We start from the raw sequence: 19376 nt of genomic DNA, 5'->3' as shown, positions 1-19376 counted from the left end.
GGGCGGAGTAAAGGGCCTATTTCATCAATTCCTTGCCAACGCCCTTGCACACGAACTGGGTGGTATAGGCCTTGGTGTAGTCGAGGTCGGGCTTGTAGAGTTCGATGTCGACCATATCGTCAAAGAAGGTCTTGAAGTGTTCATCGGTCATGCAGCCGATGCCGCCTTCCTCGGCCTCGCCGGAAACGACGATGCCATATTCCTTCATCTTCTCGATCGAATAGGCGATCTGCTCATCCGTCATTTCCGGATTGTCTTTCTTGATCAGATCGTTGGCGGCAGTGTTGTCGCCGTAGAGATAGTTGTACCAGCCCTCGATCGAGGCATAGACGAAGCGCTGGACCAGATCCGGGTTCTCGTCGACCATCTTCTGCTGGGCGGTAATCATGGTCGAATAGGGCGAATAGCCGCTGTCGGCGAGCAGGAATACCTTCGGCGTCCAGCCGGCTTCCTTTTCGACCGAATAGGGCTCCGACGTCAGATAGCCCTGCTGGGCCGATTTCGGATCGGCGATGAACGGGGCGGGGTTGAAGGTGTAGGGCTTGTACTGTTCGTCGCTGAAGCCCTCGAAATTGGCCTTCATCCACTGGAAATAGGACAGAAAGCCGTCCTTGCCCATGAAGATCGTCGGCAGTTCGGCGAGATCGCCGAATTCCTCGATGCCCTGATCGGGATGCGCCATCAGGATCTGGGGGTCCTTCTGGAAGATCGCGGCGACATCGATCAGCGGAATGCCCTCGACTACGGCGTCGAACTCACCCTGGGGCGAGCCCATGTAGAAATCGACCTTGCCGGCAATCAGAAGCGCGCGGTTCGCCGCCTGCGGACCGCCCTGAACGATGGTGACGTCGAGACCGTATTTCTCATAGGTGCCGTCGGCAACGGCCTGATAGAAGCCGCCATGCTCGGCCTGCGCCAGCCAGTTGGTGCCGTAGGAAACCTCGTCCAGCGCGAACGCCGGCGCGGCTGCTGCAAGCGACAGGCCGGTGAGCGCGGCCAGGCCGCCGAGCCTCGATTGAATTGACATGTTCGTTCCCCTTCGCGTTTGTGCTGAAGCTTTATGGCTGGCATTTGAGCGGTATAAGTGCTGTTTGAGAAGTATCAATTTTCGTGCGCATTGATGCTTTTTTTGCACAGCCTGCGGGATTGATGTAATTGTAATCGCACTGCGCAAAATTTGGTCACGCGAGGCACGCCCACCGCCATGCTTCACTCCCGCAAACTGCAATATATCGATGAAATCGCGCGTTGCGGATCGATCCGCAAGGCGGCCCAGAGGTTGAACGTCGCCTCCTCGGCGGTCAACCGGCAGATCCTTGCCCTTGAGGAAGAGTTCGGCGCGCCGTTGTTCGAACGGCTGCCGCGCGGGCTGAGGCTGACGGCGGCGGGAGAGATGTGCGTCGAGCATATCCGCGAGGTGCTGAAAAGCTATGAACGTCTTGAGGCGCGTATCCGTGCGTTGAAGATGCCGCAGGCGGGCAAGGTCACGCTGGTGACAACCGTCGGGCTTGCCGCGGGTCCCCTGCCGGAGATCATAGCCCGCTTCGTGGCGGAAAATCCGCGCATCCGCATTCATCTGCGCTCCGATATCGGCGATACCACCATCGCCTCGGTCGTCACCGGCGATGTCGATCTCGGGCTCGGCTTCAACATTCCGCCCACTCCCGGCATCCGCACCGTCGCTTCCTTCGACGTGCCGATCGGCGCCGTGCTGCCGCCGGGCCATGCGCTTGCCGGTGAAGAACGGGTCAACGTGGCCGATGTCGTGCAGGAGCCATTGGTTCTGGCGCAGTCGGGAACCAGCCTGCGCAATGTCATCAACCTGATGCTTTCGCCGCTGCCGCTGCCGATCGAGCCGGTCGTGGAATCGAACGCCTCGGAAATGCTGAAACAGCTGGTCAAGCGCGGCACGGGCCTCACCTTCCTCAATCCGCTCGATGTCTATGATGATTGCAGCAAGGGGGAACTGGTGTTCCGGCCGGTCGCCGATCCGCATGTGCGCCATCAGCCGATGAAGCTCTTCGCCCGCGCCCGCGCGCCGCTCGATGCGGCAACCAGCCTGTTCGTCGATTATCTGTTGCAGGAACTGGCGGCGATGATCGCAACGCTCCAGGCGCGCCGCCACCTTCCGCCTTCGCCGCAATAAGGCCATTGCCAGGCACCAACCGTCGCGGGTGCGACGTCCGCCGGAGCGCACTGCACAAAAAAAAGCGGCGCCCTGGCGCCGCGTTTTCCGTGTCCCGACGCTGATTGCGTCAGGCGCGTTTCTGCATTTCCTGATGGTCCTGCTCACGCAGCACATAGCCGCGGCCCCAGACCGTCTCGATGAAATTGGTGCCGCCGGCGGCGTTGGCCAGTTTCTTCCTGAGCTTGCAGATGAAGACGTCGATGATCTTCAGTTCCGGCTCGTCCATGCCGCCATAAAGGTGGTTGAGGAACATTTCCTTGGTGAGCGTCGTGCCCTTGCGCAGCGAAAGCAGCTCCAGCATCTGGTATTCCTTGCCGGTCAGATGGACGCGCTGTCCGCCGACTTCGACGGTCTTGGCATCGACATTGACGGCGAGATCGCCGGTGGAGATGATCGACTGGGCGTGGCCCTTGGAGCGGCGGACGATCGCATGGATGCGGGCGACAAGCTCTTCCTTGTGGAACGGCTTCGTCAGATAATCGTCCGCGCCCGAGCCGAAGCCGCGCACCTTGTCATCTGTTCCCGACATGCCGGAGAGAATCAGGATCGGCGTTGCGATCTTGGAAACCCGAAGCGCCTTGAGCACCTCGTAACCGGACATGTCCGGAAGGTTCAGATCGAGAAGGATGATGTCGTAATCGTAGATCTTGCCAAGGTCGACGCCTTCCTCGCCCAGATCCGTCGTATACACGTTAAAGTTTTCGCTCTTGAGCATCAATTCGATGCTCTGAGCCGTGGCGCCGTCGTCTTCGATTAAAAGAACCCGCATGTCTTTCCCCTTGAACCGCCGCTTTGAAAGGTCTGTTGTCGCCCCCGACGCGATACGGACTCAGTGATGACCTGATGTGGAAGCTGCCATCTAATGGTTAACAAATTCTGATTCTTTTTGGCAAGACGCACAGAAGATATTAATGAACATAAGAAGGGCATTGATTTCGTTGCGTTTTTTAAATCTCAAAAGTCGATAAAAAAGATTAACCAAAATAGCTAAGTGACTCATCCGACTCGCTAGTTTTTGTTTGAATCCGCGTTTGCGGTTTACCGACCCTTAAGCCATGAGGGCTATGATCGGTCATGACTGTAAACGAAAGGTTACCGCGATTTCGAATTCGTTAATCAATCGACAACTTGTCGAAACGAATCATCCGTCGGGGGGGGACCTTTTTGGTATGCGTTCGTCAGCCGGGGAGTTTTGCGTATGAAGGCACGAAACAGTCTGTTGCGTCTCAAGGCGTTTCAGGTGAAGGAAAAGAAGCGGCAATTGCAGCAATTGCAACTGATGATGGATGAATTCGCCCGCATGTCGGCCGAACTCATGCAGCAGATCGGAGCCGAAGAGAAGAAGTCGGGGATCACCGATCCCGGCCATTTCGCCTATTCGACATTTGCGAAGTCGGCGCGCCAGCGCGCGGACAATCTGGCGGTATCCGTCGCCGATCTGCGCCAGCAGCGCGACCGGGCGGAAGCCGAACTTGCCGAAATGGAGCAGGAATACGAGCGCGCCGCAGCGCTTGAGGAGCGCGACGCGTCAGGCCGCAAGCGCGCCTGAAGCAAAGAGGCGAGGGGACATCAAAAAGGCCGCGTCGGAAGATGCGGCCTTTTGCTATGTCCGCTTTCGGCGCGCACAAAAAAATCGCGCGGCGCGCTCCGTCTGCGGCTTGCCGCCTGGGAGCGCTGCATCGCGCGATCAATCATGTCAAAACGAAAGCCGGCACCGGAAACGCCCGGCGCGATCGATCAGTTGCGGTATTGCTGGATGCGCGTGGTGCGCAGGCCGGCCAGGCCGTGATCGTCGATCGAGGCCTGCCAGGACAGGAACTCCTCAACCGTCAGGCGATAGCGCTCGCAGGCCTCTTCGAGGCTCAAAAGACCACCGCGCACCGCGGCCACCACCTCTGCCTTTCGCCGGATGACCCAGCGCCGCGTGTTGGAAGGGGGCAGGTCGGCAACCGTCAGCGGACTGCCGTCAGGACCTATGACATATTTTGCGCGAACGCGGGCTAGCTCGGTCATTGTACTCTCTACACAAACTCACAACCTACGCTCACAAACTAGCGCCACACTTTTAAAATTTGACTAAGGGGAGTGTAACGCTCTGGTAACCAGGTTTTTGCGCGAGAGGGCAGCGCAAGGACCGGTCGCAGACCTGCAACAGGATGACGGGCGCATGATTGCGCACGGCAAAGACGCATCACGTTCGCGCTGCGCGTCATCCAGGAAATGTCGATATCTGAAGGAAAACTGGAGCGGGCGAAGGGATTCGAACCCTCGACCCCAACCTTGGCAAGGTTGTGCTCTACCCCTGAGCTACACCCGCTCAGAACATCCGACCGTGGGGTAAGTCTTGGTCGTCTGTGCCGCCTCAGCGGCGACGAGGCGTATATGGCCTAAGCGGATTTCAAATGCAACAGAGAAATGACGGGATTTTCCGTTTTTTTTGGGCTCTTATAAAAATGGATATTTTTCAATCGTTTGTCTCCAGGTCTGGCGGCGCATCGCGGAACGTGGCCGCAAGCGGGCCCCGATATGCCCGGCCTGCGCCGGCCCTGGTTGCATTCGCCTGGGATTGATGGTGAAACAGGCGCAGTTTGCCAGATGGAACGGCCCGATGACCAAGACCTCAGATGATGTATTCGCGCTGCTCGACAGCCTCGGCATCGCTTACAGCAATACGGAGCACCGCGCCGTGTTCACGGTGGAAGAGGGCGAAGACCTGCGCGCCGACATTCCCGGCGGCCACACCAAGAACCTGTTCGTCAAGGACAAGAAGAGCCGCTATTTCCTGCTGACGGTCGAGGAATATGCGACCGTCGACCTGAAGAAGGTGCATACGCTGATCGGTGGCACCGGCCGCGTCTCCTTCGGCAAGCCCGAGCCGCTGATGGAATATCTCGGCGTGGAACCCGGTTCGGTGACAGCGCTCGGCGCGATCAATGACGACACCCATCAGGTGACCTTCATTCTGGACGAGAGCCTGATGGAAAACGAGATCATCAATTGCCACCCCTTGCGCAACACCGCCACGACCTCGATCGGTCGGGACGACCTCATTGCCTTCATCAGGGCGACCGGCCATGAGCCGCTCGTCTTGAAAGTCACCGAGTAGCGCACGATCTAACACCCAGATGAGACGGGCCCGAAGGGCCGGACGGAGAGTATGATGAGCGGATTTGACAACCCCTATGGCGGTTCCTTCGGCGGCCAGATGAATGTTTCGGCCAATGGCGCTGCGGATGGCGCAGCACCGGCCGGCGGGCTGATCAAGGACACGACCACCGCCGCGTTCGGCAAGGATGTCATCGAGGAGTCCAAGGCCCAGCCTGTACTCGTCGATTTCTGGGCGCCCTGGTGCGGCCCCTGCAAGCAGCTGGGACCGGTTCTTGAAAAGGCCGTGAATGCGGCGGGCGGCAAGGTCAAGCTCGTCAAGATGAACATCGACGACCATCCCTCGATTGCCGGTCAGCTCGGCATCCAGTCCATTCCCGCCGTCATCGCCTTTTCCGCGGGCCAGCCCGTCGATGGCTTCATGGGCGCCGTGCCGGAAAGCCAGATCACCGAATTCATCGCCAAGCTCTCTTCCAGCAGCCCGTCCGAAAAGGACCGGAAGGCGGAGATCGCCGCGGCGCTCGACGATGCGGAGCAGCTGCTTGCCGATGAAAAGCTGCAGGAGGCAAGCCAGCTCTTTGCCGCCGTGATGCAGGCGGACCCGGAAAATCCGAAGGCGCTTGCCGGGATCGGCCGCTGCATGGTGGCGGCAGGCCAGATCGACCGCGCCCGCCAGGTGCTGGAGCAGGTGCCGGAGGAGATGCGCGAGGATGATGCCATCAAGGCGCTGGCGACGAAGATCGAACAGATCGAGGAAGCCCGCAAGTTCGGCGATCCTGCAGCGCTTGAAAGCGCGCTTGCGGAAAACCCGGATGATCACGAAGCGCGCATGAAGCTTGCCAAGGTGCTGAATGCCGAAGGCAAGCGCGATGCTGCGGCCGATCATCTGCTGACGATCATGCGCAAGGACCGCACATTCGATGACGATGGCGCGCGCAAGCAGCTGATCGCCTTCTTCGAGGCCTGGGGCCCGAAGGATCCGGCGACGATTGCCGCGCGCCGCCGCCTTTCCACCATCCTGTTTTCCTGAAGGACAAGAAGACCATGCAGGTCGGCAATGCCCGCTATCTCACCGAGAAGGACCTGCCGGACACCGCGCCGGTATTTCCGCTGACGGGCGGCGTTCTGCTGCCGCACGGGCAATTGCCGCTCAACATCTTCGAACCGCGCTACCTCGCCATGATCGACCACGCGATTGCCGGTAACCGGCTGATCGTCATGGCGCAGCCCGCGCACCACGATGAGACGCTTGCCGTGAAGGCCGATACGCCGCTTGCAGGCGTCGGCTGCCTGGGGCGGATAACCTCGTTTGCCGAAACCGGCGATGGACGCTATCTGGTGGCGCTGACCGGGATATGCCGGGTGCGCCTTACCGGCGAGGAGCATGCCGGCCGCCCTTTCCGAAGCTTTTCGATCGCGCCATTCCTCTCGGATCTCAAATCCGAAGCGCAGGACGAGGGTGTCGATCGCGCCGGCCTGATTGCTGCCTTTCGCGACTATCTCGATTCCGAGGGGCTTGAGACCGAGTGGGATCACATCGAGCAGGCCAGCAATCTTACGCTCGTGAATTCGCTTTCGATGATTGCCCCGTTCGGCCCGGCTGAAAAGCAGGCCCTGCTCGAAGCGCCTGATTTGAAGGCGCGCGCGGAGCTGTTTATCGCAATCATCGAATTCGCGCTTGCCGGAGACCCCGGCGACCGTCTGCAATAGGCGCGCCATGCTTGCCAAGGAAGCCGGGATCGATCCCAAGATGCTCGAACTTCTGGTCTGTCCGCTGACCAAGGGCCGGCTCGAATATGATGGCGAGCGCCAGGAGCTTGTCTCGCGAAAGGCAAAACTTGCCTATCCGATCCGCGATGGCGTGCCGATCCTGCTTGGTTCGGAAGCGCGCGCGATCGAGGACTAAGCGATCGCCGGCGCGCCGTGCCCGCCGAAGCCGGTCTGATGACCATTTTTGACGATCATCACCTTCGCATACCCTCCGTAAAGATTTGTCTGTTATCATGTGCATGATTGCAGTCTGGCGCCTGCTCCGGCGCCGGCTGCAATGGCAGCATTCCGGCTTGTGCGCAACGGTCCGGACGTGTTGACGTGCCCCCGAAAAGGGGCTTCCAGGACGGAGAGAAGATGTCGCGTGTGAGCATGCAGTCGCCTGCCGGCGATGCGTTCTACCCGCTCCGGGTCGAACGCACCTATTTCAATCGCGGCGACGTGATCGTCGCAGGTGATCCGCTTTACGATCTTGCCGCTGCCAATGGCCGCCAGCTGCGCATTCGCGCCTCCCATGCCGGACGCGCGCTGACCCTGCCGATTGCGGCCGGCGATCTCATCACCGCTCCGGAAGATCTGATCGAGATCGATACCGCATCTGACGAACCGGGTGTTGAGCCCAAGACCGATCTGACCATACCCGCCTGGGATGACGATGTCGACGACGAGGTGTGGGACGGCAAGCCCAAGGCCATACCCGGACCGTCGCCCCGCAGGATCGCGCTCTGGCTCGGCGGACTTTCCCTCGCCCTGATCGTCATCTGCGCGGCAGCCTGGCTGGTGCTCTCGTACATGCCCCTTGCCAGCGACCGCGGCGATAGCGACGGTTACTTTAGTAGCCGTGCCGGCATCGCTCCGCTCGGCGGCAAGCGCCGGCTCTTCGTGCCCCAGGAACAAGAGGAGGGGTTTGCCGCATGGCTCGCTATGTAACGTTCCTGCTGCTTGCCCTTTTCACCATGGCGACGACCGCCGCCTTTGCTGCCGAGGACGTGCGCATTGTCGAGGCGCGCGGCCAGGAATACCAGGCGCGCTTTGTCGCGCCCGATGTCGGTCAGGATGCTCCGTCCTCCGCAACGATCATCTTCGAGGCCGATCTCAGCATGGCGCTGGAAAATGATGCGCCGGTGCTTTCCACCCGGTTTCGCTATCGTTTCGGCGCGTGGCGCTACGTGCTGCCTGCAATCGGGCCCGGCGAGCGGCAGATCTGGTCGTCGGAAGACGCGCGCGCTTTTCCGCAGGAGGCGCCGCGCATTCAGCCCACAGAGATCGGGCTGATGTTCCGGTTCTACGCGCCGGCGCAGAATTCCCGTGTCGGCATCGCACAACAGATTGCAAACCCCGGTGCGCCCGGCGCGTGGACAGACAGTAGCCCGCAACGGCCCGGCTGGGAGAATACCTTTGTCTGGCTGAGCGGCATCAACAAGGGCGAATGGCTTTCGGCGGAAACGGCGCGGTCGGTCTGGCAGGGCGAGCTTCAGCCGGAGGGCGTCACGGTTATCGAGGCAAGCTGGTCTGCGGCGGATCTGATGCGGTTCATGGCAGAACACAATATGCGAAGCCGTGCGATTGCGATCGCCGAGGCAGTCAACCGGGTGCTCGATGGCGCGGCGCGCAGCTTCGGCTATCAGGTCGAGGACCTGCGCGAAGACCCCGGGCTTTATCTCGAGCCGGCCTTCAGGCGTGGTGTGCCGATCGCGCTGCTGCGCAAGCTTGAAAGGCTGCAGAACCTGCCGGTGGGCCTGAAGCAGGGCGATCCCGCCGCCTATGATCAGGCGATGAGCGAGGCCAATAAAATCATCTCGCTGATGGAGCGCGACCGCGCGTCCTATCTCGATGCTGCGGAAAAGCCGGTCGAGCGTGCGCCAGAACAGGCATCAGAACAGGCGCCGGTGCCGGCCGCGGAGGAACAGTGATGAACACCATGCGCAGCCTGCTTTGCGTGGCGACGATTCTTGCCGCATCTCTATCGTCATCCGGCGTCCGGTCGGAAACGTTTTTCGAAAAGGCGGACAAGCCTGACCACGCGCTTGCCGCCATCATCGCCGGGGTTGACGACATCGTCTGTTCGGCAACGGTGATCGGACCGCGCCATGTGCTCACGGCCGCTGACTGCGTGATCGATCCGGAAACCGGCGCGCCATTCGAGGACCGCGCCGTCATGCCGCGCGTCGACCTTGCGGGCGGCGCCATACCGGTCACTCGCCGCTTCATCAACCGCGTCTTCCTGCCGGATGCCGATGCGCCGTTCGGTCCGGGTGCCGAGCGCGACAACCAGTTGGCCGTGGTGGAGGTCCGGCGAAGTGCGGAGCAGACGGCATTTGCCGAGGTGACCGATCGGATCGGCTTTCATTACGGTCAGGCAGGCAGTGACGAGGCCCTTGCCATCGCCTTCTACGATGCGGAAAACGGCGGCCAGATGATAAGCCTCGGCTGTGCTGCGCTCATGATAGAAGCCGGCGATCTGATGCCGCTGTCATGCTCCCTGCCGAAAGGCGCGGAGGGTGCTGCCTTGCGCTCGGGCTCCGGCATTGCCGCTATCTATCTCGGGCCGGGCAGGGGCCGTTATATCGGCAAGGCCGAAGCGGCAGCAATCGGTCGGATCGTGAGCGGTCAGCCGCCCGGCGCCTTTACCGCACTGGAGGCCGGCTATCAGCCGCTGATCACGCTCGTTCTTGCCAATCGCTGCGAGCAGCCGATCAGCTATGTCGCCCGCTATCGCGCGCCGGAAGCGCCGAAGAACGTGCCCTTCGCCTCCGTATCAGGCACGATCGACGGTGGGCATAGCGCGCTGCTTCCGCTCGGGACGCAGAACGGCGTCATCTATCTGCGCGGCGCGACGCGCGATGGCAGCCTCATATGGGGCGGTGAAGACCGCTTTGACGGCGCGGGTTATTTCAAGATCGCGATCGCCGACTGGGGCGATCATTTCCACGCGCTCGGTTGCGCGGAGTAAAGGCTCACGCCCCGGGTTCGGTGGGCTCGTTGAAATAATGCCGGTCGGGAGACAGGAAAAACACATAAGCCATATAGAGCGCTGCCACTGCAAACGGGATCGCCCAGAAGGGCGAGCCTATGAAGAGTTCGGCGATCGCCCAGCCAGCCGAGAGGACAACGGCAAGGATCCGCACCCATAGCGGTTTCAGGGAAGGATGCTTGAGATCGAAATTCTTTCGCCAGTCGACGGCCATGCCTTCTATCCTTCCCCTGTGTTGTCCTGCCAGAGATAGTACCGATATGGGCCTGCATTCAACCCGTTCAGGCAAGGATTGCGACAAGTTCGGTCGCGCCGTAGCCGAGATTGTAGGTAGCGGCCCCCGAAAATGTCAGCCGCGCAGTGTCTCCGGCGGCAAAATAGGCGAGCGCGCTCGTTGAGGACGAGCATTCCGTTCCGCCGGTTGCGCTGCCCCGCACGATCGCAACGTTTTCCGTGCCATTTTTTTCAAGCGTTACCAAATAGGCACCCGTTGCCGATGCGGCAACATTGAGCATGATCATGTAATAGCCGCTGACGGGGAAGACCAGGCTCTGTCCGCCGCCGGAAACCGCCGCGCCGAGACCATAGCCGCCCTGTTCGACATAGAGCGTATCGAAGCCGCGGCTTGACGGCGTTGCGATCGCCGTCAAGCCGGCGGCAAGTGCTGCCCTCACCAGCGGGCGTTGCGGCGCAACGACGGCGCCGGAGGGGAGGACCTTCAGCGCCTCATGCCAGGTCACGCCGTCAGGGCTTGTCTTGATCGCAAATCCGTCACTGCCGGCAAGGCCCATTTCGGCGCGGCCGGACCAGCCGCTCTGGAACAGCAGCGAGGCGGTGTCGCCTGTCGTTGCCTTGTTGATCTTGAGCTGGTGGCCGGCACCGGCATGGGTGAGAAGCGTTGCCGGGGCTGAAACGGCAAGGCGGTTATCAAAATCCGCTCCGGCATTGACGCCGACGGTCTGGAACCCGGCCTCGGAAGGCAGGGCCGCCGCAATCCATGAAGCGCCGTCGAAAACGCGCATTTCTCCTGCGCTGGAAAACCAGGCCGACCAGCCGGCGACAGGGGCGATGAACTGGAAATAGCCATCCTGAAAGATCGCGATCTCGCCTTCATGCCCGGTAAACACGCCGCTTGCTCCGGGCCCGACGATATGGCACGCGCCTTCAGCAGGCGCCGGCGGCGGTGCGAATGCCGTGCCCGAAATCACCAGATGCACCAGCGCATCAAGACGTTGCAGCGCCTCGTTATGGGTCACGTGTTTCTGGGCCTGGGCCGGCATGATGAAGGGTAGGCCAAGCCTCGATGTTGTCTCCGACATGCAAATCTCCTTCGCGTTCTGCGGTGCCTCAAGCCTAGCGCGTCGCAAGATCGCGGGGAAAAGGGTTGGCGCGAAGGGAGCCGAAGGTCGCATGTCTCCTGCCCTCAATTGAAGCGGCGGCATCGCCGTTGCGAAGTCGCCGAACGGCCGAAGGACAATTTCAAGGCTTCAGGACATGATTCGTCCTCCCGGGAGGAGGCATGAAAGCAGCGCGCCTCGTCCGTCTGGTCACCTTCAGGAGCAATTCCATTCCGCAAGGCCGTGCCTGATCCTATGCAGGGCTAGCAGCGTCATGCCACCGCGCCGGTCCGCTCGGCCGTGGCGATCCGGTAAGCGATGGCCTCGCCGACATGCATGCGGCCGACCCTTGCCTTGCCGTCGAGATCGGCAATGGTGCGGGCGACCTTCAGGACCCGGTGATAACCGCGTGCGGAAAACCGCATCTTTTCAGCGGCCTCCCGCAGCAGGGCAAGGCCCGGCGCATCCGGCTCGGCGAGCTTCTCGATCAGGCTCGCCGAACAGCGGGCGTTGATCGTGGTCGATCTTTCCTCAAGAGCCGCGAACCGTTCGCGCTGGGCATTGCGGGCGCGTTCCACCCGGCGGGCGACAGCGCTGCTTGCCTCGCCGGTCGACTTTGCCCCGATCAGATCGATCGCGCTCACGGCAGGAACGTCGATCCGGATATCGATACGGTCCATCAGCGGGCCGGAAATGCGGGCCTGATAGTCCGCCGCGCAGCGTGGACCGCGCGCGCATATATGCCCGGGTTCGCCCGCCATGCCGCAGCGGCAGGGGTTCATTGCGGCCACGAGCTGGAACGCCGCCGGGTAGGAAACCCGGTGATTGGCGCGCGCAATCACGCATTCGCCGGTCTCAAGTGGCTGGCGCAGGGCATCGAGAACCTGCGGCGTGAATTCGGGAAACTCGTCTAAAAACAGGACGCCGTGATGGGCAAGGGATGCCTCGCCCGGACGCGCCTTCAGGCCGCCGCCAACGAGAGAGGCCATGCTTGCGGAATGATGCGGCGCGCGGAACGGGCGGCGGTCGGAGAGTTTTCCCCCGGCAAGCTTGCCGGCGATCGAATGCACCATCGAGACATCGAGCAATTCCTGCGGCAAGAGCGGCGGCAGGATGGATGGCAACCGTGCGGCAAGCATGGATTTGCCCGCGCCCGGCGGGCCGACCATCAAAAGGTTATGCCCGCCGGCGGCCGCCACTTCGAGCGCGCGCTTGGCGCTTTCCTGGCCCTTGATGTCGGCAAGATCGGGCAGGTCCAGTGCCGCGCCGCGCACGGCCGGATGCGGTCTTGAGAGCACTTGCGTGCCCTTGAAGTGGTTGGCAATCCCGATCAGGCTTCGTGGTGCGAGAATATCGATATCGGCGCTCGCCCAGGCCGCTTCCGGCCCGCAATCTGCCGGGCATATCAGCCCCATGTCGAGCGCATTGGCGGCAATCGCCGCAGGCAGCGCGCCCGCCACGCTTGCAATCGTCCCATCGAGATTGAGCTCGCCGATGACCATGTAGCCGGAAAGCGCATCCGCCGGCACGGCGCCCAGTGCCGCCATCAGGCCAAGCGCAATCGCCAGATCGAAATGCGATCCTTCCTTCGGAAGGTCGGCCGGCGCCAGATTGACCGTCACCCGCTTGGGCGGCAGCGCAAGCCCGGTCGCATGAAGCGCTGCCTGCACCCGTTCCCGGCTTTCAGCCACGGCCTTGTCGGGCAGGCCGACGATCTGCATGCCGATCTTGCCGGGCGCGACCATCACCTGAACGTCGACGGGAACGCCTTCAATGCCCTGAAATGCAACCGTATGAACCCGTGAGACCATTGCCATCCCGCCCGCTCTCTAATCTTCAGGTTGCAATGATTCCACAGTTCTCGTTTACTTGCAAGAACAAAAAGAGAACTTTTACCATGGTTCCAGGCGCGCGATGGACAGGGCTCAGCCGTGTCGGTAGAGCTCGGGCGGATGCAAATGCAGGGGCTGCCAGAGAGGGTGTGATGGGGCTTACGACCGAAGAGCAGATTTTGATCGAGCAACGCGTGGCCAACAGCGCCAAGTCACCGGCTGCTGCCTATCTTCTCTGGTTCTTCGTTGGCTGGGCCGGCGCGCACCGCTTCTATCTCGGCCGCCCCGGATCGGCGATCGTGATGCTGCTTTTGAACATCGTCGGCGGGCTGACGGCGTTCCTGTTGATCGGCTTCCTGTTTCTTGGCATCTGGGGCGTCTGGTGGATCATCGACCTGTTCCTGATCGCAGGCCTGATCGACGCCGACAAGGGCGCGCTGCGCCAGAGCCTCACGCAGCAGGCGCTGGCGCAGCAGCGCTCATAGGCGCTTCTTCTCGATCGCATCCCACATCAGGCCGGCGATGTCCGCGCCGCCGAATTTCTTGACTTCGCGAATGCCGGTCGGCGAGGTGACGTTGATTTCCGTCATGTAGTCGCCGATCACGTCGATGCCGACGAGGATGAAGCCGCGTTCCTTGAGCGATGGGCCGATGCGGGCGCAGATTTCCTTTTCGCGCTCGGTCAGTTCCGCCGCCTCGGCGCGTCCACCGACATGCATATTCGAGCGGCTGTCGGTTTCGGCGGGCACCCGGTTGATCGCGCCGGCGAATTCGCCGTCGATCAGGATGATGCGCTTGTCGCCCTTGCGCACCGCCGGCAGATAGGCCTGGGCGATGTAGGGTTCGCGGAACATCTGCCCGAACATTTCCAGGAGCGAGGTGAAATTGCGGTCGTCGCGGGTGGAATGGAACACGCCCGCGCCGCCATTGCCGTATAGCGGCTTCAGGATGATGTCGCCCATCTCCGCGCGGAAGCGCTGGATCTCGCCGGTATCCTTGGTGATCAGCGTCGGCGGCATCAGATCCGCGAATTCGGTAACGAAGATCTTCTCCGGCGAATTGCGCACCCAGGCCGGATCGTTGACCACCAGCGTCTTCGGGTGGATCCGCTCCAGAAGATGCGTGGAGGTGATATAGGCCATGTCAAAGGGCGGGTCCTGGCGCAGCAGCACCACATCCATGGTCGAAAGATCGATCCGCTCTGGCGCGCCCAGCGTGTAGTGGTCGCCTTCCGCGTCGCGCAGCGTCATCGGCTCGACGGTGGCGAACACCTTGCCGTCGCGCATCGACAACCGGTCGGGCGTGTAATGAAACAGGTTGTAGCCCCGGTTCTGCGCTTCAAGGCTCATGGCAAAGGTGGAATCGCCAGCGATCTTGACGGTGGAAATATGATCCATCTGGACGGCGACGTTTTTGATTGCGGCCATGAAAGCGTGTCCCGGTTGGTTGAGGCGACCCGATATTTAGTGATCGCGTCGCCCCTTGGCAATCGGCTGTTTCAGTTGCGCGAAAGCCGCTTGCCGGTGGCGGCTTCGAAGAAGTGCAGCTTTTCGGGGGCAAGCGCGAAGGTCATCGTGTCGGCAAGCGGAATGTTCGGCGAAAGCGCCGCCGTCAGTTTCTGCTCGCCGGCAAGGCAGTGCACAAGCCGGGTCGCCCCCAGTTCCTCGACATAGTCGAGCTTGGCAGCAAGACCGGCGCCCGACGTCGGATGCATGTCCTCCGGGCGGATGCCGAGCGTGACCGCACCTTCAGCGGGGAGGGGGCCTGCAAGATCCAGCACGCTGTCGCCGATCGTCAGCCGGTTGGCGGATGCCGTCGCGTCCAGCAGGTTCATCGCCGGCGAGCCGATGAAATTGGCGACGAAGATGGAAGCCGGCTTGTGATAGACGTCGAGCGGCGTGCCGATCTGCTCGATCTTGCCGCCGTTCAGCACCACCAGCCGGTCGGCAAGCGTCATCGCTTCCAGCTGGTCGTGGGTGACGTAGATCGAGGTGGTGCCGAGCCGCTTCTGCAGATGCTTGATCTCGCCGCGCATGGAAACGCGCAGCTTGGCATCAAGGTTCGACAACGGCTCGTCGAACAGGAAGGCTGCGGGCTTGCGCACGATCGCCCGTCCCATCGCCACGCGCTGGCGCTGGCCGCCGGAAAGGGCGCGGGGCTTGCGCTCCAGATAGGGCTCAAGCTCCAGCATGCGCGCCGCCTCCGCCACCCGTGCCGCGATCTCGGCCTTGGGCGTGCCGCGGTTCTTCAGGCCATAGGCAAGGTTGTTATAGACCGTCATATGCGGGTAGAGCGCGTAGTTCTGGAACACCATGGCGATATCGCGCTCGGCCGGGTCCTTCTTGTTGACCACGTTCCCGGCGATCTTGACCTCGCCCTCGGTGATCGTCTCAAGCCCTGCGACCATGCGCAAAAGCGTGGACTTTCCGCAGCCCGACGGGCCGACGAGCACGATGAACTCGCCGTCTTCAATGGCAATGTCGACGCTGTCGACGGCGCGCGCATCGCCGGCATAGATCTTGGAAACCTTCGAGATTTCGATGGCAGACATGGTCGATTTTCCTATTTGTCGCTTTCGGTCAGGCCCTTGATGAACCAGCTCTGGAACACCACCACGATCAGCACGGGCGGCAGCATGGCGAGCACGGCAAGGGCAAAGGCCTGATTGTATTCGGGGATCTGGGAACCGACCCAGACAAGGAGGATCTGCTTGATGCCGCGCACCAGCGTGTAGAAGCTTTCCTCATTGGTCATGATCATCGGCCAGAGATACTGGTTCCAGCCATAGACGAACATGATGATGAAGATCGCGGCGATCATGTTGCGCGACAGCGGCACGAGAATGTCGATGAAGAACTTGAACGGACCTGCGCCATCGATGCGCGCGGCCTCCAGCAATTCATCCGGCACCGATTTGAAAAACTGCCGGAAATAGAAGGTGCCGGTGGCCGATGCCAGCAGCGGCACGATCAGGCCGGTATAGGTGTTGATAAGCCCAAGCTTGGTCATCACGTCGTAGGAGGGCAGGATGCGCACCTCCAGCGGCAGAAGCAGCGTGGTGAAGATCATCCAGAACAGCACCGTCGAAAACCGCGAGCGGAAATAGACGAGGCCGTAAGCGGCGAGCATGGAAAGGACGATCTTGCCGACGGCAAAGCCGATGCCGAGGATGAAGGAGTTCATCACCATCCGCGCGCCGGTCACCTCGCCGGTAAAGCCGCCCTTGCGGGTGAGCAGTTCCGTGTAGGTTTCAACGAAATCGCCGCCCCAGCTTACCTGCAGCCCATTCATGTGAACGTCGATCGCATCATGGGTGGAGGTCATGAAGGCCACGAAGACGGGGCCGATCATGATGAACACGCCGAAGAGCAGGATGAGGTGATCGGTCAGTTTTGTGCGATGCATGGGCCCGGCCTCAATTGTAGTGAACGCGCCGCTCGATGAAGCGGAACTGGAAGAAGGTGAGCACCAGAACGATGATCATCAGGATCACCGACTGGGCGGCGGAGCCGCCGATGTCATTGCCGCGGAAGCCGTCCATATAGACCTTGTAGACAAGGGTGATCGGGTTGTTGGCGGCCTTGTCCTTCACGATCACGTCGATGATGCCGAACGTGTCGAACAGCGCATAGGTCATGTTGATGATCAGCAGGAAGAAGGCGGTGGGCGCCAAAAGCGGCAGCGTCACGGTGCGGAACCGGCCGAAGGGCGAGCGGTTGTCGATCGCGGACGCCTCGCGCACCGAGACCGGGATCGACTGAAGTCCGGAGAGGAAGAAGATGAAATTATAGGGAATCTGTTTCCAGACCGAGACCACGATCATGGCGAAGGCGGTGTCGTAATAGTCGATACCCACCTTGATGTCCCAGCCGAACCAGGCCGCAAACTTCACGAATGGGCCGATATGCTGGTCGAAGAACATCATCCCGAGAAGGCCTGCCACCGGCGGCGCGATCGCATAGACGCAGATCAGAAGGGTCTTGTAGCTGCTCGATCCCCGGATCACGCCGTCCGCCTTGGTGGCAAGCAGCAGGCCGAGTGACAGCGACAGGAAGGTCACGAGGATGGTGAAGATCACCGTGAACCTCGCAACGTGCAGGTAGTAGGGCGAGGTCAGCGCATCGGCATAATTGGCAAAGCCCACGAAGGTTTCGCCAAAGCCGAACGGGTCCTCCAGAAAGAAGGATGATCGGATCGCCTGCGCTGACGGCCAGTAGAAGAAGATCACGATGATCGCCATCTGAGGCAGCAGGAAGAGATACGGCAGCAATGCCGAATTGAACTGGACGCGCTTCATTTTCTGTTTCCTGTTGCAGTCGGGGCGACCAACCCGCCCATGCCGCATAGCCCCCAAAGTATTCTCGCCCCGGAGGGGAGAGATGCCGCGGCAGCGACAGTGAGGGGGGGAGACCCACCCTGCGAAAGCCCTCACGATTGGAAAGTCTGCATCACCCTCACTGCCCCTTAAGGGGCATCTCTCCCGCAAGCGGGAGAGAGTATCGGGAGCAAGCATCGTTACCATGGACAAACGCGAACGCCGTTTTGGTTAGCCAGGCTGCTGACACAGCGACAGCTTCCGATATTTTCGCTCACGCCAGCCTCACCCACACGAGTCATGCTCGGACTTGATCCGAGCATCCAGGCGACTTAGGGGATTAAATTTCCTAAGTCTGATTGCGAACACTCCGCCGTGCCGCCTGGATCCTCGTGTCAAGCACGAGGATGACGCCGCGTTTAAGGACAGGTTTGCCAACAAACTGACCGCCGTTTTCAGTCGCTATTTCTTTTTGAGAATACGCCAAAATCCGGGGGCATGCCCCCGGATCAGGCAGTCTCTTATCGAAAGACTTAGTTGTTTGCGGTCTTGGCAAAGCGGGCAAGAAGGGCGTTGCCTTCCTGCTCGATCGTTGCCATCGCGTCTTCAACCGAGGTCTCGCCTGCGAAGATCTTGTTGTATTCGCGTTCCATCACTTCGCGGATCTGCGGGTAGAAGCCCATGCGGTAGCCCTTGGACCATTCGCCGCCCGGCAGCGAAAGCTGCTGGATGCCGACTTCGGCAATCGGCTGTTCCTTGTACCAGCCATCTTCCTTGGCCAGCTCATAGGCCGCGGTCGTGACCGGAACATAGCCGGTCGACTTGTGCCAGAAATACTGTATTTCCGGCGAGGTCAGGAATTCGAAGAAGGCCGCCGTGCACTTGTTCTCGTCGTCGGACTTGCCGGAAAGCGCGAACAGGGCCGCGCCGCCGATGAAGGAGTTGGTGCCGGCGCCGTCGATCGAGCCCCAATAGGGCAGGAAGGTTGCCGAGAACGGCATCTGGGCCGTGCTGGTGAGGCCGCCGAACGAACCGGACGAACCGACCCAAAGCGCAACCTTGTTTTCTTCAAAGGGCTTCTGGTTGTCGGACCAGCCGGCGCCGAAATAGCCGAAATAGCCGGCGTCGTACCATTCCTTGAGCTTCTCATACATCATGATGTGCTCAGGCGTGTTGACGAGGATCTCGGTGCCGTCGACGCTGTCGTAGCCGTTGTTGTTGGTCGCGAACTGGAGGTTGTTGCGCGAGAAGAAGTTCTCGGTCATTTCCCAGGTCAGCTGCGACTGGACCAGCGGAATATAGCCGGCGTCCTTCAGGGCAGGGGCGATCGTCTCGAACTCTTCCCAGGTCTTCGGCGGCTCGACACCGGCCTTTTCGAAGGCTTCGGTGTTGATGTACATGATCGGCGCCGACGAGTTGAAGGGCATGCCGACAAACTTGCCATCGGCATCGGCGTAGAAGTAGCGCACGCCTTCGATGAAGTTTTCGCGGTTGAAGTCGTAGCCGGCGTCCTTGATCAGGTCTTCGGCAGGAACAGCAGCGCCCTTGGCGTTGATGATGGTGGCGGCGCCTGCATCGAAGACCTGCAGGATGTTCGGCTGTTCGCCCGAACGAAAAGCGGCGATACCGGAGGCGAGCGCTTCTTCATAGGTGCCCTTGGAAACCGGCGTCAGGCTGCAGGCGTCCTGCGAGGCGTTGAACTTCTCGGAAATCTGGTTGATGACTTCCTGGTTCTTGCCGCCCATGCCGTGCCACCAGGTGATGTCGGTGGCGGCGAATGCGGTCGAGGTGGAGAGGCCAGCGGCGAGCGCGGCCAGAACGAATTTCTTCATGATCAAGGTCCCCGGTTCAAAGG

At 61.2% G+C, this 19376-nt stretch carries 21 protein-coding genes and 1 tRNA gene; 10 read left to right on the top strand and 12 right to left on the bottom strand.

What is annotated here, in order from left to right:
• Window positions 1–16: 16 nt before the first annotated feature.
• Window positions 17–1027 carry an ABC transporter substrate-binding protein gene (locus tag HPQ62_RS09650; protein WP_174802323.1) on the bottom strand — a complete coding sequence of 337 codons (1011 nt, stop codon included), beginning with the start codon at window positions 1025–1027 and terminating at the stop codon, window positions 17–19.
• 177 nt (window positions 1028–1204) lie between these two features.
• Between HPQ62_RS09650 and HPQ62_RS09645 the strand changes: the two genes are divergently transcribed.
• Window positions 1205–2146 carry a LysR family transcriptional regulator gene (locus tag HPQ62_RS09645; protein WP_174802322.1) on the top strand — a complete coding sequence of 314 codons (942 nt, stop codon included), beginning with the start codon at window positions 1205–1207 and terminating at the stop codon, window positions 2144–2146.
• Between the two features lie 109 nt (window positions 2147–2255).
• Here HPQ62_RS09645 and ctrA read toward each other — a convergent pair whose 3' ends face one another.
• Window positions 2256–2957: a response regulator transcription factor CtrA gene (gene ctrA / locus HPQ62_RS09640; protein ID WP_174802321.1), complete on the bottom strand. Its 702-nt coding sequence runs from the start codon at window positions 2955–2957 to the stop codon at window positions 2256–2258.
• A 429-nt stretch (window positions 2958–3386) separates the two neighbouring features.
• Between ctrA and HPQ62_RS09635 the strand changes: the two genes are divergently transcribed.
• Window positions 3387–3737, top strand: coding sequence for a flagellar export protein FliJ (locus tag HPQ62_RS09635; protein ID WP_174802320.1), 351 nt, complete (start codon window positions 3387–3389; stop codon window positions 3735–3737).
• Between the two features lie 188 nt (window positions 3738–3925).
• Here the strand turns inward: HPQ62_RS09635 and sciP are convergent, their stop codons facing one another.
• Entirely contained in the window at window positions 3926–4201 is a 276-nt protein-coding gene (gene sciP / locus HPQ62_RS09630; protein WP_174802319.1) for a CtrA inhibitor SciP, read from the bottom strand.
• Between the two features lie 229 nt (window positions 4202–4430).
• Window positions 4431–4505 (bottom strand) — tRNA-Gly (locus HPQ62_RS09625).
• 291 nt (window positions 4506–4796) lie between these two features.
• Between HPQ62_RS09625 and HPQ62_RS09620 the strand changes: the two genes are divergently transcribed.
• The 7 genes from HPQ62_RS09620 to HPQ62_RS09590 all read left to right on the top strand — a co-directional run bounded on the left by HPQ62_RS09620 (window position 4797) and on the right by HPQ62_RS09590 (window position 10016).
• A complete protein-coding gene (locus tag HPQ62_RS09620; RefSeq protein WP_174802318.1) occupies window positions 4797–5294 on the top strand; it encodes a prolyl-tRNA synthetase associated domain-containing protein in 498 nt (165 codons plus the stop codon).
• A gap of 54 nt (window positions 5295–5348) precedes the next feature.
• Window positions 5349–6323 carry a thioredoxin gene (trxA, locus tag HPQ62_RS09615; protein WP_174802317.1) on the top strand — a complete coding sequence of 325 codons (975 nt, stop codon included), beginning with the start codon at window positions 5349–5351 and terminating at the stop codon, window positions 6321–6323.
• Between the two features lie 14 nt (window positions 6324–6337).
• The gene (locus tag HPQ62_RS09610) at window positions 6338–7003 is read left to right on the top strand and encodes an LON peptidase substrate-binding domain-containing protein (RefSeq protein WP_174802316.1); all 666 of its coding nucleotides are present in this window, start codon (window positions 6338–6340) and stop codon (window positions 7001–7003) included.
• Window positions 7004–7010: 7 nt separating this feature from the next.
• Window positions 7011–7199 carry a Trm112 family protein gene (locus HPQ62_RS09605; protein WP_174802315.1) on the top strand — a complete coding sequence of 63 codons (189 nt, stop codon included), beginning with the start codon at window positions 7011–7013 and terminating at the stop codon, window positions 7197–7199.
• A gap of 221 nt (window positions 7200–7420) precedes the next feature.
• Entirely contained in the window at window positions 7421–7993 is a 573-nt protein-coding gene (locus HPQ62_RS09600) for a hypothetical protein (RefSeq protein ID WP_174802314.1), read from the top strand.
• Window positions 7978–8976, top strand: a complete 999-nt coding sequence (locus tag HPQ62_RS09595; protein ID WP_174802313.1) for a hypothetical protein — start codon at window positions 7978–7980, stop codon at window positions 8974–8976. The genes HPQ62_RS09600 and HPQ62_RS09595 overlap by 16 nt, the downstream gene beginning before the upstream one ends.
• Window positions 8976–10016 (top strand): trypsin-like serine peptidase, encoded by a 1041-nt coding sequence (locus HPQ62_RS09590; RefSeq protein WP_174802312.1) that lies wholly within the window; start codon window positions 8976–8978, stop codon window positions 10014–10016. The genes HPQ62_RS09595 and HPQ62_RS09590 overlap by 1 nt, the downstream gene beginning before the upstream one ends.
• Before the next feature lie 4 nt (window positions 10017–10020).
• Here HPQ62_RS09590 and HPQ62_RS09585 read toward each other — a convergent pair whose 3' ends face one another.
• The 3 genes from HPQ62_RS09585 to HPQ62_RS09575 form a co-directional block, all read right to left on the bottom strand.
• Window positions 10021–10251, bottom strand: coding sequence for a hypothetical protein (locus HPQ62_RS09585; protein WP_174802311.1), 231 nt, complete (start codon window positions 10249–10251; stop codon window positions 10021–10023).
• A gap of 67 nt (window positions 10252–10318) precedes the next feature.
• Window positions 10319–11356, bottom strand: coding sequence for a DUF2793 domain-containing protein (locus HPQ62_RS09580; RefSeq protein WP_174802310.1), 1038 nt, complete (start codon window positions 11354–11356; stop codon window positions 10319–10321).
• Window positions 11357–11646: 290 nt separating this feature from the next.
• Window positions 11647–13185, bottom strand: coding sequence for a YifB family Mg chelatase-like AAA ATPase (locus tag HPQ62_RS09575; RefSeq protein WP_174802309.1), 1539 nt, complete (start codon window positions 13183–13185; stop codon window positions 11647–11649).
• 173 nt (window positions 13186–13358) lie between these two features.
• Between HPQ62_RS09575 and HPQ62_RS09570 the strand changes: the two genes are divergently transcribed.
• A complete protein-coding gene (locus tag HPQ62_RS09570) occupies window positions 13359–13691 on the top strand; it encodes a TM2 domain-containing protein (protein WP_174802308.1) in 333 nt (110 codons plus the stop codon).
• On the opposite strand, the gene gshB is transcribed toward HPQ62_RS09570, so the two are convergent.
• From gshB to HPQ62_RS09545, 5 genes are all read right to left on the bottom strand, one after another.
• Window positions 13686–14633: a glutathione synthase gene (gene gshB, locus HPQ62_RS09565; RefSeq protein ID WP_174802307.1), complete on the bottom strand. Its 948-nt coding sequence runs from the start codon at window positions 14631–14633 to the stop codon at window positions 13686–13688. The genes HPQ62_RS09570 and gshB overlap by 6 nt on opposite strands.
• 71 nt (window positions 14634–14704) lie before the next feature.
• Window positions 14705–15757, bottom strand: a complete 1053-nt coding sequence (locus tag HPQ62_RS09560) for a sn-glycerol-3-phosphate import ATP-binding protein UgpC (protein ID WP_174802306.1) — start codon at window positions 15755–15757, stop codon at window positions 14705–14707.
• A gap of 11 nt (window positions 15758–15768) precedes the next feature.
• On the bottom strand, window positions 15769–16611 hold the full coding sequence (locus tag HPQ62_RS09555) for an ABC transporter permease subunit (protein WP_174802305.1): 843 nt from the start codon (window positions 16609–16611) through the stop codon (window positions 15769–15771).
• Between the two features lie 10 nt (window positions 16612–16621).
• A complete protein-coding gene (locus HPQ62_RS09550) occupies window positions 16622–17551 on the bottom strand; it encodes an ABC transporter permease subunit (protein ID WP_425312615.1) in 930 nt (309 codons plus the stop codon).
• A 503-nt stretch (window positions 17552–18054) separates the two neighbouring features.
• On the bottom strand, window positions 18055–19353 hold the full coding sequence (locus tag HPQ62_RS09545) for an extracellular solute-binding protein (protein WP_244629622.1): 1299 nt from the start codon (window positions 19351–19353) through the stop codon (window positions 18055–18057).
• Between the last annotated feature and the right edge of the window lie 23 nt (window positions 19354–19376).

The organism is Martelella limonii, assembly GCF_013344475.1.
Classification (GTDB): Bacteria; Pseudomonadota; Alphaproteobacteria; order Rhizobiales; family Rhizobiaceae; genus Martelella; species Martelella limonii.
This window is presented reverse-complemented; position numbering and strand designations above follow the sequence as displayed.

Excerpts from the sequence above, each read along its gene's own strand:
- HPQ62_RS09650 (WP_174802323.1), bottom strand. The coding sequence starts at position 1,027 with ATGTCAATTCAATCGAGGCTCGGCGGCCTGGCCGCGCTCACCGGCCTG.
- HPQ62_RS09645 (WP_174802322.1), top strand. The coding sequence starts at position 1,205 with ATGCTTCACTCCCGCAAACTGCAATATATCGATGAAATCGCGCGTTGC.
- ctrA (WP_174802321.1), bottom strand. The coding sequence starts at position 2,957 with ATGCGGGTTCTTTTAATCGAAGACGACGGCGCCACGGCTCAGAGCATC.
- HPQ62_RS09635 (WP_174802320.1), top strand. The coding sequence starts at position 3,387 with ATGAAGGCACGAAACAGTCTGTTGCGTCTCAAGGCGTTTCAGGTGAAG.
- sciP (WP_174802319.1), bottom strand. The coding sequence starts at position 4,201 with ATGACCGAGCTAGCCCGCGTTCGCGCAAAATATGTCATAGGTCCTGAC.
- HPQ62_RS09620 (WP_174802318.1), top strand. The coding sequence starts at position 4,797 with ATGACCAAGACCTCAGATGATGTATTCGCGCTGCTCGACAGCCTCGGC.
- trxA (WP_174802317.1), top strand. The coding sequence starts at position 5,349 with ATGAGCGGATTTGACAACCCCTATGGCGGTTCCTTCGGCGGCCAGATG.
- HPQ62_RS09610 (WP_174802316.1), top strand. The coding sequence starts at position 6,338 with ATGCAGGTCGGCAATGCCCGCTATCTCACCGAGAAGGACCTGCCGGAC.
- HPQ62_RS09605 (WP_174802315.1), top strand. The coding sequence starts at position 7,011 with ATGCTTGCCAAGGAAGCCGGGATCGATCCCAAGATGCTCGAACTTCTG.
- HPQ62_RS09600 (WP_174802314.1), top strand. The coding sequence starts at position 7,421 with ATGTCGCGTGTGAGCATGCAGTCGCCTGCCGGCGATGCGTTCTACCCG.
- HPQ62_RS09595 (WP_174802313.1), top strand. The coding sequence starts at position 7,978 with ATGGCTCGCTATGTAACGTTCCTGCTGCTTGCCCTTTTCACCATGGCG.
- HPQ62_RS09590 (WP_174802312.1), top strand. The coding sequence starts at position 8,976 with ATGAACACCATGCGCAGCCTGCTTTGCGTGGCGACGATTCTTGCCGCA.
- HPQ62_RS09585 (WP_174802311.1), bottom strand. The coding sequence starts at position 10,251 with ATGGCCGTCGACTGGCGAAAGAATTTCGATCTCAAGCATCCTTCCCTG.
- HPQ62_RS09580 (WP_174802310.1), bottom strand. The coding sequence starts at position 11,356 with ATGTCGGAGACAACATCGAGGCTTGGCCTACCCTTCATCATGCCGGCC.
- HPQ62_RS09575 (WP_174802309.1), bottom strand. The coding sequence starts at position 13,185 with ATGGTCTCACGGGTTCATACGGTTGCATTTCAGGGCATTGAAGGCGTT.
- HPQ62_RS09570 (WP_174802308.1), top strand. The coding sequence starts at position 13,359 with ATGGGGCTTACGACCGAAGAGCAGATTTTGATCGAGCAACGCGTGGCC.
- gshB (WP_174802307.1), bottom strand. The coding sequence starts at position 14,633 with ATGGCCGCAATCAAAAACGTCGCCGTCCAGATGGATCATATTTCCACC.
- HPQ62_RS09560 (WP_174802306.1), bottom strand. The coding sequence starts at position 15,757 with ATGTCTGCCATCGAAATCTCGAAGGTTTCCAAGATCTATGCCGGCGAT.
- HPQ62_RS09555 (WP_174802305.1), bottom strand. The coding sequence starts at position 16,611 with ATGCATCGCACAAAACTGACCGATCACCTCATCCTGCTCTTCGGCGTG.
- HPQ62_RS09550 (WP_425312615.1), bottom strand. The coding sequence starts at position 17,551 with ATGCGGCATGGGCGGGTTGGTCGCCCCGACTGCAACAGGAAACAGAAA.
- HPQ62_RS09545 (WP_244629622.1), bottom strand. The coding sequence starts at position 19,353 with ATGAAGAAATTCGTTCTGGCCGCGCTCGCCGCTGGCCTCTCCACCTCG.